The 11,729-nt window shown below is 67.1% G+C and carries 11 protein-coding genes; 8 read left to right on the top strand and 3 right to left on the bottom strand.

Annotated features, from left to right (window positions below; translation table 11 throughout):
- Positions 1-21: 21 nt before the first annotated feature.
- From ACSBOB_RS12000 to ACSBOB_RS11990, 3 genes are all read left to right on the top strand, one after another.
- Positions 22-207 (top strand): DUF1059 domain-containing protein, encoded by a 186-nt coding sequence (locus ACSBOB_RS12000; protein WP_442582616.1) that lies wholly within the window; start codon positions 22-24, stop codon positions 205-207.
- Positions 208-342: 135 nt separating this feature from the next.
- Positions 343-792, top strand: coding sequence for a hypothetical protein (locus ACSBOB_RS11995; RefSeq protein ID WP_442582615.1), 450 nt, complete (start codon positions 343-345; stop codon positions 790-792).
- Between the two features lie 34 nt (positions 793-826).
- Positions 827-1,144, top strand: coding sequence for a hypothetical protein (locus tag ACSBOB_RS11990; RefSeq protein WP_442582614.1), 318 nt, complete (start codon positions 827-829; stop codon positions 1,142-1,144).
- A 12-nt stretch (positions 1,145-1,156) separates the two neighbouring features.
- Here ACSBOB_RS11990 and ACSBOB_RS11985 read toward each other — a convergent pair whose 3' ends face one another.
- From ACSBOB_RS11985 to ACSBOB_RS11975, 3 genes are read right to left on the bottom strand one after another with little or no spacing between them, the layout of a single operon-like run.
- Positions 1,157-2,431, bottom strand: a complete 1,275-nt coding sequence (locus ACSBOB_RS11985; protein WP_442582613.1) for a CCA tRNA nucleotidyltransferase — start codon at positions 2,429-2,431, stop codon at positions 1,157-1,159.
- A complete protein-coding gene (locus ACSBOB_RS11980; RefSeq protein ID WP_442583716.1) occupies positions 2,428-3,066 on the bottom strand; it encodes a CoA pyrophosphatase in 639 nt (212 codons plus the stop codon). Before ACSBOB_RS11980 ends, ACSBOB_RS11985 begins: the two co-directional genes overlap by 4 nt.
- 1 nt (position 3,067) lies before the next feature.
- Positions 3,068-3,697: a DUF1285 domain-containing protein gene (locus tag ACSBOB_RS11975; RefSeq protein WP_442583715.1), complete on the bottom strand. Its 630-nt coding sequence runs from the start codon at positions 3,695-3,697 to the stop codon at positions 3,068-3,070.
- Positions 3,698-3,831: 134 nt separating this feature from the next.
- Between ACSBOB_RS11975 and ACSBOB_RS11970 the strand changes: the two genes are divergently transcribed.
- The 5 genes from ACSBOB_RS11970 (at position 3,832) to ACSBOB_RS11950 (ending at position 11,635) form a co-directional block, all read left to right on the top strand.
- Complete coding sequence (locus ACSBOB_RS11970) at positions 3,832-4,836, top strand: AAA family ATPase (protein WP_442582612.1); 1,005 nt, start codon at positions 3,832-3,834, stop codon at positions 4,834-4,836.
- Positions 4,836-5,753, top strand: coding sequence for a DUF58 domain-containing protein (locus ACSBOB_RS11965; protein ID WP_442582611.1), 918 nt, complete (start codon positions 4,836-4,838; stop codon positions 5,751-5,753). The genes ACSBOB_RS11970 and ACSBOB_RS11965 overlap by 1 nt, the downstream gene beginning before the upstream one ends.
- A gap of 157 nt (positions 5,754-5,910) precedes the next feature.
- On the top strand, positions 5,911-8,748 hold the full coding sequence (locus ACSBOB_RS11960) for a DUF4159 domain-containing protein (protein WP_442582610.1): 2,838 nt from the start codon (positions 5,911-5,913) through the stop codon (positions 8,746-8,748).
- Positions 8,749-8,968: 220 nt separating this feature from the next.
- Complete coding sequence (locus tag ACSBOB_RS11955) at positions 8,969-11,032, top strand: glutamine amidotransferase (RefSeq protein ID WP_442582609.1); 2,064 nt, start codon at positions 8,969-8,971, stop codon at positions 11,030-11,032.
- 246 nt (positions 11,033-11,278) lie between these two features.
- Positions 11,279-11,635 (top strand): cupin domain-containing protein, encoded by a 357-nt coding sequence (locus ACSBOB_RS11950; RefSeq protein WP_442582608.1) that lies wholly within the window; start codon positions 11,279-11,281, stop codon positions 11,633-11,635.
- Positions 11,636-11,729: the final 94 nt, after the last annotated feature.

Raw genomic sequence — 11,729 nt, 5'->3', positions numbered from 1 at the left:
ACGAGCCGGAAGGAGAAGACGATGAAGGAATTTCACTGCGGTTCGCTCGTCCCGGGATGCGACTGGCACACACGTCACCAGGATGAAGCGGAAGTGATGCGGCGCGCCGTCGAGCACATGCGCGAGACGCATGGCGAGACGACGATCCGCGAGACCATGGTCGAGGCCATCCGCTCCCGGGTCGAGAAGGTCCGCGACGCCGCCTGACCGATCCTGACTGAATGGGGCGCCGGGCATCGCCCGCAATTCGAGGGCGTCGCCGCATGACGTTACGACGCGGTGGGCCTGCGGCGAACTGTTACGCCGCGTCGCAGCGCAGCAAGAAACCCGTCATCCGGGCAAATGCCTGTCCTCGACACGCCTTGGACAGCAGCATCTCTCCCGAAGCTGCTTGATCGGCTTGGCCGTTTGATGCTCTTTACGAACATGTCCGGGACATGGAAGACCGTCTTTTTCCGCACCTGCCTGCCGTTACTGGCGGCCGGATGGATGGTCTCCTGCACGACCGCTCCGCAGACCGGATACCCTTACGCGATGGCGGCCATGAAAACGGGCGCTGGCAAGCAGCGGGTGCTGGAGCAATGCATTTCGAGGGTTGGTGGCACGCCGGAGAGCGACCGGCGCTACATCGCCGGGCTGTTCGGCATCAAGCTCGCCGATGTACCCCGCATCTATTGCCAAAGATATTTCCGCGCCCTGCAAAGCGGCAGGATCACGGAAAAGGACATCGTCAGGGCAAAGCTGTCGCCGGGCACTGACCATCGCTTCATCAAGACCGTCAAGGATAGCTGACGATGACGGCAATCGTCATGAAACGGGGCGATCGATGAAGTACCGGGCCGCCGTCGTCCTCTGCATGGCGGTTTGGCTGTCCGCATGCTTCCCCACTGTGAAAATGCCCGACGACACCTATTCCTTCCTGGATATCTCCGGCAGCAACCGGCTCCTGGTGCAACCGAGCATCGCCGGGGTGGTGCGACTGGGCCCGACGCAAGGCGTAGGCACCGGCATTCCGCCATCCATTCTCGACGGTTACAGAGCGGCCGCACGACGATATCTCGACACGCACGGCCGCAAGCACTGCCAGATCGTCTCTGTCCGGCAGCACTTTGCATCGGAAGTCGAAGTGCTGCTGAAGTGCTGATGGGGACGGTATTCAGCTCGAGCCGGGACTGACGGCCGTGCCGGCCCGCGCCAGCAACGCCTCGCGGCCCAACGTGAACCCGGACTCGATCCACTCGTCCTCCAGGTCGCGCAGCACCTTGCCCAGTGCCCGCCCGGACGCCATGCCGATCGCCGTAAGGTCTGCGCCCTTCACCGGGAACACCGGCTTTTCCCAGTCTCGCGCGAGTTTCAGCAGCCGCCCATAGGCGCCGGCTTCCAGCAGGGCCTCGGTCTGCGTCACGGCGCGGGCGCGCGCCGAAACCAGCGACAGGCTCAGCCGGTCGCTTATGCCGCCCGGCGAGCCGCGATACAGCGCCTGCCGCAGCGCGAGATCGCTGATCGTCGACGGCGGCGGCGCGCTCGTCGCCCAGTCCGCAAGCCTGGCGGCCTCGATCTTCGCCATCCTCAGCCGTTCGGCCAGCGTCGCGAGGCGCGCCGCATCCGGCGGCAGGATCGCCTCCAGCCGCAGCATCGCATCCGCCGGCCAGCCGAGGTCGCGCTCGGCGCCGGTCAGCGGGTGGATCGCATCGATCCCCCATTTCTCGCTTTCCGGCAGGATCTTGGTCAGCACGCCGGCCTGCCGCATCCACAGCAACGCCCGCGACGGATCCGGCGCCGAAAGCAGTTTTCGCAATTCGCTCCACACGCGCTCCGCCGAAAGCCCGTCCAGCCCATCCTTCAGCCGGGCGCAGGCCTTCAATCCCTCGGCGTCGGGACGGCCCTTGCCGTACCAGGCGAAGAACCGGAAGAAACGCAAGATGCGCAGGTAATCCTCGCGGATGCGCTTCTCCGCATCGCCGATGAAGCGCAGCGTGCGGCTCTCGATGTCGGCGATCCCGCCGACGAGGTCGATCACCGTGCCGTCGGCCTCGGCATAGAGCCCGTTGATGGTGAAGTCGCGCCGCTCGGCGTCCGCCTGCCAGTCGCGGCCGAAGTGCACCTTCGCCCGTCTTCCGTCCGTCTCGACGTCGGCGCGCAGCGTCGTCACCTCATAGGGATGGCCGGCAACGATCAGCGTGATTGTCCCGTGCTCGGCGCCGGTCGGCACCACCTTGAAACCCGCCGCCGCGCCGCGCCGCATCGTCTCGTCCGGCAGCACGGTCGTGGCGATGTCGATGTCGGCGACCGGCTCGCCCAGCAGCGTGTTGCGCACCGCCCCGCCGGCGATCCGCGCTTCCTCGCCCCCTTCGGAAAGCACGGCGAGCAGTTTTTGGAAGTGCCGGTTGTGCAGCCAGTCCGCGCGCCCGGCAAGCGTCACGCCGCTCATGTGTAAAGCCTCTCGTAAAGTGTGCGGATGATACCGGCGGTCACGCCCCAGATGCGCCGCCCGTCATAGGGCATGTCGTAATAGAACCATTCGCGTTCGCCCCAGATGCGGCTGTCACGCGTATGGTTCCTGGCATCCATCAGGAAGGACAGGGGCACTTCGAACACCGCGTCCACCTCGTCCGGGTTGATGGTCAGCTCGAAACCCGGCCTGACCACCGCCAGCACCGGCGCGATCCGATAGCCGCTGCCCGACACATAATCCGGCATGCGCCCCAGCACCTCGACATGCCCCGCCGCCAGCCCGACCTCTTCCCGCGCCTCGCGCAGCGCCGCGGCTTCCGGCGAGGCATCCTCCGGGTCGATCCGCCCGCCGGGAAAAGCCACCTGCCCCGTATGGTTGCGCAGCGTCTCGGCGCGCTTGGTCAGCATCACGGTCGCCTCGCCGCCATGGTCGATCACCGGGATCAGCACGGCGGCGGCGCGCAACCCGTTGGCGTGATGGAGCCGCGGGTGCCCGGGGTTGAAGCGATGGTCGCCGTCCTCGTCGGCATGCGCCAGGAAATTCTCCGCGCGCGCCGCGCGGCGGCGGAAATCGTCGGCCGTGAAGCGGACCGAACCTGTCGAGCGCAGCATGTCACTCACTCAGGCGCCTCAGCTTTTCCGCCGGCATGATCGGATAGATTTCGCCATGCGAGCGCACGGCAAACATCAGCACGCCGCCGACCTCGATCTCCTCGCCGAACGCCACAAGTTCGTACATCACCGGCCGCGCCACCAGCGCCTCCAGCCTGCCGCGCACCAGCACATAGGGTTTCAGACCGCCCGTCTCGTCTTCGTCGACGAAGCGCAGCGGATGCTCCGGGCCGGCCTCGACGACGTCGCCGACATTGGTACGGAAAGTGATGACCTGCTCATCCCCTTGCCCCGACACGTTCATCTCCACCGCAACGAACGGCGCATCGACCACCCGGATGCCCACCCGCTCCACCGGCGTTACCAGATAGGTCTTGCCGTCCTCGTCCTTGCGCAGGACGGTCGAGAACAGCTGCACCAGCGGCGCCCGCCCGATCGGCGTGCCGAGATAGAACCATGTACCGTCGGCGCGGATCTCCATGTCGAGGTCGCCGCAGAAGGGCGGGTTCCAGCGCTCGACCGGCGGCAAACCCTTGCCGGCGCGGGTCGCGCGCGCGATCAGCGCCGACAGTCCTGCCGTGTCGCCAGCCTTGCCGAGGCTCTGCGGCGTATCGTCCAATTCCCTGTGCATCGTCACGAAATAGTCACTGTTGTCTCGCTTGTCAGCCGGGTCGGCTGATTTAAGTTGGCATGTTGGGGTTTCAACTACACCCCGAGTCGACAGCCGCATTGCCGGGTTCCATACCGGAGAAGGACAGGAGCCGCATGAGCGCCATCATCAAGGACCTTGCGCTGAGCGAAAAAGAGATGGTCGCCGAAGCCGAAACGGCTCTGGCCGACATTTCCAGGGTCAGGGATGGTGTCGGGCGCGTCATCTTCGGCCAGGAAAGCGTCGTCGAGCGCGCGCTGGTGGCATTGCTGGCCGGCGGCCATGCGCTGCTGGTCGGCGTTCCCGGCCTGGCCAAGACAAAACTGGTCGACACGCTGGGCATCGTGCTCGGCCTCGACGCCCGCCGCATCCAGTTCACGCCCGACCTGATGCCCTCCGACATTTTGGGGTCCGAGGTGATGGAGCAGGACGAACACGGAAAACGCTCCTTCCGCTTCATCCCCGGCCCGATCTTCGCGCAGCTTCTGATGGCCGACGAGATCAACCGCGCCTCGCCGCGCACCCAGTCGGCGCTGCTGCAATCCATGCAGGAATACCACGTCACCGTCGCCGGCGCCCGCCACGACCTGCCCGCGCCGTTCCATGTGCTCGCCACCCAGAACCCGCTGGAGCAGGAAGGCACCTATCCGCTTCCCGAAGCCCAGCTCGACCGCTTCCTCATGCAGATCGACATCCTTTACCCCGAACTCGAGGCCGAGCGCCGCATCCTGCTGGAAACCACCGGCATCGACGAAGCGAAAGCCGCCAACGTGCTGACACCCGAGCGGCTCAGGCAGATTCAGCTTCTGGTACGCCGCATGCCGGTGCCCGAGAGCGTCGTCGAGACGATCTTGAAGCTCGTCCGTTCCGCCCGCCCCGGCCAGGGCAACGCCGAGACCGACAAGAACGTCGCCTGGGGTCCAGGCCCCCGCGCCTCCCAGGCGCTGACGCTCTGCGCCCGCGCCCGCGCGCTCTACGAAGGCCGCCTCGCTCCATCGGTCGACGACGTCAAGGCGCTGGCCGAACCGGTGCTCCAGCACCGCATGGCGCTTACCTTCGCCGCGCGTGCCGAAGGCATGACGGTCCGCGACGCGGTGGCGCGGCTGGTGAAAGCCATCTGATGGCGCGTATCGGCGAGGCGTCGTCACAGGTCGCCCCCCGCGACGCCCTCGCCCGCGCCAGGCTCCGTGCATCGCTCGTCCCCGACCTGCTGGTCGAGGCGCGCCGTATCGTCAACACGGTGATCGGCGGCTGGCACGGCCGCCGCAAGCAAGGCATCGGCGAGAATTTCTGGCAGTTCCGCCCCTATGTCGAAGGCGAGGCCATGGCCCGCATCGACTGGCGCCGCTCCGCCCGCGACGACCACACCTATGTGCGCGATCTCGAATGGGAGGCCGCCCACACCGTGTGGCTGTGGGCCGACCCATCGTCGTCGATGCTCTACAAATCGTCGGCCGCCGGCGTCTCCAAGCAATCGCGCGCGCTGGTGCTCATCCTGGCGCTGGCAGAACTCCTGTCGCGCAGCGGCGAGCGCATCGCCTGGCCGGGCCTCACCGATCCGATCACCGCGCGCAACGGCGCCGAGCGCATCGCCACCCTGCTCAGCCATGCGCCGGCGCTTAGCGCCCGGCCGGACCTGTCCATGATCCGCCGCTTTTCCGACATCGTCATCGCCGGCGATTTCCTCGACCCGGTCGATGAGACCCGCGAATGGTTGGACGTGCTCGCCCGCCACGGCGTGCGCGCCCATCTGATCGAGGTCGCCGACCCTGCGGAAGAAACCTTCCCCTACGCCGGCCGCACCGAATTCACCGATCCCGAGACGGGCGAAAAACTGACCGCCGGCCGCGCCGAACTGCTCGCCGACGACTACCGCCGCCTCTACCTCGCCCGCCGCCAGGAACTCGGCGCCTGGTGCCGCCGCCTCGGCTGGAGTTTCACCGTCAACCACACCGACCGGCTGGCTTCCGAGGCGCTGGCGCGGGTCCACATGGCGATGTCGGACGGAGGCGGTTATGCCGCGGGGGGACGGGTGTGATAAACATGTACGCCCCCTCCACCACGCTTCGCGTGGTCCCCCTCCCCCGCTTCGCAGGGGAGGAACCAGCGGCGCCGCTTGATCCTCCCCCGTTTACGGGGGAGGGGGACCACGCGAAGCGTGGTGGAGGGGGCATTGACCCCACGAGTCCCTGCCTATGAGTTGGCTGCCACTCAGTTTTGGCTTTCCCGCCGCCCTGTGGGGGCTGCTCGCGCTTCCCGTTATCTGGTGGCTGCTGCGCCTCACCCCGCCGCGCCCGCAGACGGAGGTGTTCCCGCCGCTGCGCATCCTCGCCCAGGTGCTGAAGCGCGAGGACAAGCCGCACCAGAGCCCGTGGTGGCTGACGCTGCTGCGCCTGCTGCTCGCCGCCTTCGTCGTGATGGCGCTGGCCGAGCCGATCTGGAACCCGCGCGAGCGCGTGCCCACCGGCGGCTCGGCGCTGGCGCTGGTCGTCGACAATGGATGGGCCAGCGTCTCCGGCTGGGACATGCGCGTCGCCACCGCCCGCCGGCTGATCACTGATGCCGAGCGCAACGAGATTCCGATCATCCTCGCCTTCACCGCCGAAAAGCCCAACGAGGCGATCGGCCCCTACAGCGCCGGCGAAGCGCGCGACCGGCTGAACGCCGTCAAGCCCCGCCCCATCCCGACCGACCGCGCGGACGTCTTCACCGGCGTCGCCAACGCGCTGAAGCCGCTGCCCGGCGCGACGCTTGCCTTCCTCACCGACGGGCTTGCGCAGGCGCAGGACCAGGCGGCCTTCGATACGCTGCTTGCCCAAAACCCCGCCAATGTTGTCTGGGCCACGCCCGACAGCCTCGACATGGTCGGGCTCTCGGCCGCCAACAACGTTGTCGACCGCTTCGTCGTCACCGCCGTCCGAGCCCCGGCCGGCCCCACGCCGCGCTTCATGACCGCCGGCGCCTTCGACGAGAAAGGCCGCCGCATCGGCGACGCTGCCGTCACCTTCCGCCCCGGCGAGACCACCGCAACCGGCGAGATCGTCGTGCCGTTCGAACTGCGCAACGATTTTGCCTCGATCGCGCTGGACGGCCAAGGCAACGCCGCCGCGGTGCGCGTGCTGGACGAGACCGACAAGCGCCGGCGTGTTGGCCTGCTCTCGCAGACCCCGGCGGACGAAACGCGGCAGCTCCTGTCGCCGCTCTATTACATCCGCCGCGCGCTGGAGCCCTATGCCGACCTGATCGAGCCCGCGAGCCCGGACCTCACGGAAGCCATTCCGCAATTGCTGGAGCAGAAGCCTGCGGTCATCGTCATGGGCGACGTCGGCACCATCCCGGAGACCGTGCGCGCGCCGCTCATCGAATGGATGGAGAATGGCGGAACGCTGCTCCGCTTCGCCAGTTCGCGCATGTTGTCGTCGGGCAATGACGAGGAACTGCTGCCGGTGAAGCTGCGGCTCGGCGAGCGCCTGCTCGGCGGCTCGCTGTCGTGGACCGAACCGCAGGCGGTCACCGAGTTCCCCGCCAACGGCCCCTTCGCCGATCTGCCGCCGCCTGCCGAAGTCACCGTCACCCGCCAGATCCTGGCGGAGCCGACGCCCGACCTCGCCGACCGCACCTGGGCAACGCTGGCCGACGGCACGCCGCTGGTGACCGCCGACCGGCGGGGCAAGGGCATCGTCGTCCTGTTCCACATCACGCCGCTGGCGACATGGTCGAACCTGCCGATCTCGGGAACCTTCGTCGAGATGCTGCGCCGCATCGTGCAACTGTCGCGCAACCAGGGCGTCGGCGCGACGGCCGCCGAGAACCAACCCGCCGCCTCGCTGGCGCCCTATCGCATGATCGCCGCCGACGGCCAGATCGTGCCGCCCGATCCGGACGCCCGCTCGCTGCAGACCGGCAAGGGGCCAGTGCCGGTGACCATCGACAACCCGCCCGGCCTCTATGGCACTGAGGAAGGCGTGCTTGCCCACAATCTGCTGCCGGCCGACGCGGCCTTCACGCCGATTGTACGCCCGCAAATGACCGTACCCGTGGTAAACGAGCGTTATGCGCTGGATGAATCGCGCGACCTGAAAGGACCGTTGATGATCGCCGCTTTGGCGTTCCTGGCCATCGACAGCCTGATCGTGCTCTGGCTCGGAGGCGTCTTCCAGCGTGTTCGGCGGCGCCAGGCCGGCGGCGCGGCAGGGCGCGCGGTGACCATGGCGATCGCGGCCGTCGCCTTCTCCGCCCTGATGTCGGCACCCTCGCCCGTTTACGCCAACGACTCCAAGCCCGGCGATGCCCAGGCGATCGAGGCCATCGCCACCACCCGCCTCGCCTTCGTCATCACCGGCAATTCGAGCGTCGACGCCATCAGCCGCGCGGGCCTGCACGGCCTGAGCGAATTCCTGAAGGACAAGACGGCGCTGGAGCCGGGGGAGCCCGCCGGCGTCAACCTCGACCGCGACGAGCTTGCCTTCTACCCCATCATCTACTGGCCGGTTGACCCCGGCGCGCCGATGCCCTCGCAAGCGGCGATCGCCCGCATCGACGAATACATGAAGGAAGGCGGCACGGTTCTGTTCGACACCCGCGACCAGTATGCGGTGACGCTCGATTCCTCCGCCAGCCCCGCCACCCAGCGCCTGCGTGACATTCTGGGCAGCCTCAACGTGCCGCCGCTGGAGCCCGTGCCGGAAGACCACGTGCTGACCAAATCCTTCTACATCCTCCAGGACTTCCCAGGCCGCTACAGCGGCAGCCCACTCTGGGTCGAGGCGTCGCTGGAAGCGACCAACACCGACAACCGACCCGTGCGCACCGGCGACGGCGTCAGCCCGATCATGATCACCTCCAACGATTTCGCCGGCGCCTGGGCGATGGACGAGAACGGCGACCCGATGCTGCCGACCGTACCCTCCGATCCGATGCAGCGCACCTACGCGCTGCGCGCCGGCGTCAACATCGTCATGTACATGCTGACCGGCAACTACAAATCCGACCAGGTCCACGTGCCCGACCTGCTGGAGAGGCTGGGGCAGTGATGCATTTCGCTCTGCACTCCGTCACACCCCCCTCTGTCCTGTTGGACATCTCCCCCTCAAGGGGGGAGATTGAGCCGGCCGCTTGGCTTTCGCCAACCGCCAACCCTGCAGGAGAGGTTGCATCGCCGAAGCTGCCAATCTCCCCCCTTGAGGGGGAGATGTCCGGCAGGACAGAGGGGGGTGTGAAGGAACGCGACATTAGGCGAAACGAGGCCACCCCATGAACTGGTCGGTCGCCTTCGAACCCCTGCTCTCATGGCCGTGGCTGACGGCCATCCTGATCCCGGTCGCGCTGCTGGCTCTCGCCGGCTTGTGGTTCCGCCAGCGCGGCGCGCTGTTGCGCCTGGCAGCACTCGCCGCCCTTGCCGCCGCCCTCTTCAACCCCGTCTTCCTCAACGAGGAACGCGAGCCGCTGAAGAGCGTCGTCGCCGTTATCGTCGACCGCAGCCAGAGCCAGGACATCGGCGACCGCACCGCCGAAACCGACCAGGCGTTGGCCGGCCTGCAGGAACGGCTCGCCCGCTTCCGCCAGTTTGACGTGCGCGTTATCGAGGCCGGCAAGGCCAATGCCGCCGACGACCGCACCGAAACCCGCCTGTTCGGCGCGCTGGAAGGCGCGTTCCGCGACGTCCCGCCCTCACGCATCGCCGGCGCCGTCATGATCACCGACGGCCAGGTGCATGACGTTCCGGCCACGACGGCCGGCAGCGCGCCGCTGCACGCGCTGATCACCGGCAATGCGGAAGAGATCGACCGCCGCATCCGCTTCGAGAACGCGCCGCGCTTCGGCATCGTCGACAAGCCGATGGACATGACCTACCGCGTCATCGCCAATGGCGGCGAGCGCGGCACGGTCGATGTCCGCGTCTCGGTGAACGGCCAGCAGATCTCGGTCGAGCGCGCCAGGATCGGCCAGGAAACACAGTTGCAGGTGACGATCCCGACCGCCGGCCGCAACATCGTCGAACTGGCGATCGATCCGGTTCCCGGCGAGATCACCAGCGCCAACAACCGCGCCATCGCGCTGCTCGACGGCATCCGCGAGAACCTTCGCGTGCTGCTGGTGTCGGGCGAGCCGCATGCCGGCGAGCGCACCTGGCGCAATCTGCTGAAGTCCGACGCCTCCGTCGACCTCGTCCACTTCACCATCCTGCGCCCTCCGGAGAAGCAGGACGGAACGCCGATCAACGAACTGTCGCTGATCGCCTTCCCCACAAGGGAACTCTTCGTCGAGAAGATCAACGATTTCGACTTGATCATCTTCGACCGCTACCAGCACCGCGACGTGCTGCCGATCCTCTATTACGACTACATCGCTGAATATGTGGAAAAGGGCGGCGCGCTGCTGATCGCCGCCGGGCCGGAATATGCCGGCGACGCCTCCATCGCCCGCACGCCGCTGATGTCGGCCTTGCCGGCGCTGCCGACCGGCGACGTGGTCGAGGAAGGGTTTTATCCGCGCCTGACAGAGACCGGCAAACGTCACCCGGTGACGCGCGGCCTCGAGGGCTCCGACTTCGAGCCCCCGCACTGGAGCCGCTGGTTCCGCATGATCGGCGTCGAGCAGCCAGAGGGCGAAGTGGTCATGAAAGGCCCCGACGACCGCCCGCTGCTGCTGCTCAACCGCAAGGGCGAAGGCCGCGTCGGCATGTTCCTCTCCGACCAGGGCTGGCTCTGGGCGCGCGGCTTCGAGGGCGGCGGCCCGCATGTCGCGCTCTACCGCCGCATCGCCCACTGGCTGATGAAGGAGCCCGAACTGGAAGAGGAGCGCCTGACCGCCGACGGCCGCGGCATGGTGCTCGACGTCAGACGCCAGACCATGAGCGACGACCCCGGCCCCGCGCAGGTCATCACGCCCTCCGGCAAGGCGCTCAGCGTTCCGCTCACCCAGTCGGAACCCGGCCTGTTCTTCGGCAGCGTAGAAACATCAGAGATCGGCCTCTACCAGATCGCCAATGGCGACCTCACCGCGCTCGCCCATATCGGCCCGGTCAATGCCCCCGAATTCGCTGACACCGTTTCCACCGAAAGCATCCTGCGTCCGGCCGCCGAGTCCACCGGCGGCAGCGTCCGCCGCCTGGTCGGTGCGGCCGGCCTGTCGCTGCCCTCGATCGTCCCGGTGCGCGGCGCCGTGAATGCCGCCGGCCGCGATTGGATCGGCCTGCGTACCACCAACGACAGCGTGCTGAAATCCGTCTCGCGCCTGCCGACCTTCGGCGGCTTCTTCGGCCTCGCCGTGTTGCTGCTGGCGCTGGGCTCGATGTGGTATCGCGAAGGGCGCTGACCTCCGCCTCGACTGTGAAGCGGAATGCGCCTCGCGCGAATGCGGTGGCCCCAAAATGAACACCAAACCGGCAAAACCGGCCCCGTACTGAAGCCCAAACAGGCGTGACGCCGTATGTCCGCGCATCAAGTATTTTATTTTCAACGTTATTCCGGACTTCACGGCATTTTTTGCCTGATTTTGTCTCCCCGTCCAAAGTTCGGCTAAAGTGGTGACGCAGCATGGCAGGTTTGGGGGAAATCCGTCATGATGGATTGGGAAAAGATCGCCGCGCAGACGCCCATTCCCGGTTTCGTCGGCAAGGTAATGCATTCGGATTCAATGAGTTTCGTGCTGTGGGAGATCGCTGCCGGCACGCTCCTGCCGGAACACGCTCACCTCCACGAGCAGGTCGTCCACATGCTCGACGGCACGTTCGAACTGACCGTCGACGGCCGAACCGAGACGCTTTCGCGGGGACAAGTCGCCGCAATCCCGTCCAACGCCCGCCACTCCGGCCGCGCGCTCACCGACTGCCGCATCCTCGATGCGTTTTGTCCAGTCAGAGAGGATTATAGAAACGGGCTGACATCCAGCGTCATCAGCGGGACGGCGAATGGATAATGCGAGGGGACAGTCTACTTTTATCCCCGGAAAGACTCTGCCTCGGGCAGGTTGCTACGAGGGGATAAAAGTAAACTGTCCCCGGCTGCAACCG

Origin of the sequence: Mesorhizobium sp. KACC 23794, from assembly GCF_052180275.1 — a bacterium.
GTDB lineage: Bacteria > Pseudomonadota > Alphaproteobacteria > Rhizobiales > Rhizobiaceae > Kumtagia.
The sequence above is the reverse complement of the archived record's forward strand: the minus strand, read 5'-3'. Positions and strand labels throughout refer to the sequence as shown.

Excerpts from the sequence above, each read along its gene's own strand:
- ACSBOB_RS11985 (WP_442582613.1), bottom strand. The coding sequence starts at position 2,431 with ATGAGCGGCGTGACGCTTGCCGGGCGCGCGGACTGGCTGCACAACCGG.
- ACSBOB_RS11990 (WP_442582614.1), top strand. The coding sequence starts at position 827 with ATGAAGTACCGGGCCGCCGTCGTCCTCTGCATGGCGGTTTGGCTGTCC.
- ACSBOB_RS11995 (WP_442582615.1), top strand. The coding sequence starts at position 343 with ATGCCTGTCCTCGACACGCCTTGGACAGCAGCATCTCTCCCGAAGCTG.
- ACSBOB_RS11980 (WP_442583716.1), bottom strand. The coding sequence starts at position 3,066 with ATGCTGCGCTCGACAGGTTCGGTCCGCTTCACGGCCGACGATTTCCGC.
- ACSBOB_RS11960 (WP_442582610.1), top strand. The coding sequence starts at position 5,911 with ATGAGTTGGCTGCCACTCAGTTTTGGCTTTCCCGCCGCCCTGTGGGGG.
- ACSBOB_RS11950 (WP_442582608.1), top strand. The coding sequence starts at position 11,279 with ATGATGGATTGGGAAAAGATCGCCGCGCAGACGCCCATTCCCGGTTTC.
- ACSBOB_RS11965 (WP_442582611.1), top strand. The coding sequence starts at position 4,836 with ATGGCGCGTATCGGCGAGGCGTCGTCACAGGTCGCCCCCCGCGACGCC.
- ACSBOB_RS11970 (WP_442582612.1), top strand. The coding sequence starts at position 3,832 with ATGAGCGCCATCATCAAGGACCTTGCGCTGAGCGAAAAAGAGATGGTC.
- ACSBOB_RS11955 (WP_442582609.1), top strand. The coding sequence starts at position 8,969 with ATGAACTGGTCGGTCGCCTTCGAACCCCTGCTCTCATGGCCGTGGCTG.
- ACSBOB_RS11975 (WP_442583715.1), bottom strand. The coding sequence starts at position 3,697 with ATGCACAGGGAATTGGACGATACGCCGCAGAGCCTCGGCAAGGCTGGC.
- ACSBOB_RS12000 (WP_442582616.1), top strand. The coding sequence starts at position 22 with ATGAAGGAATTTCACTGCGGTTCGCTCGTCCCGGGATGCGACTGGCAC.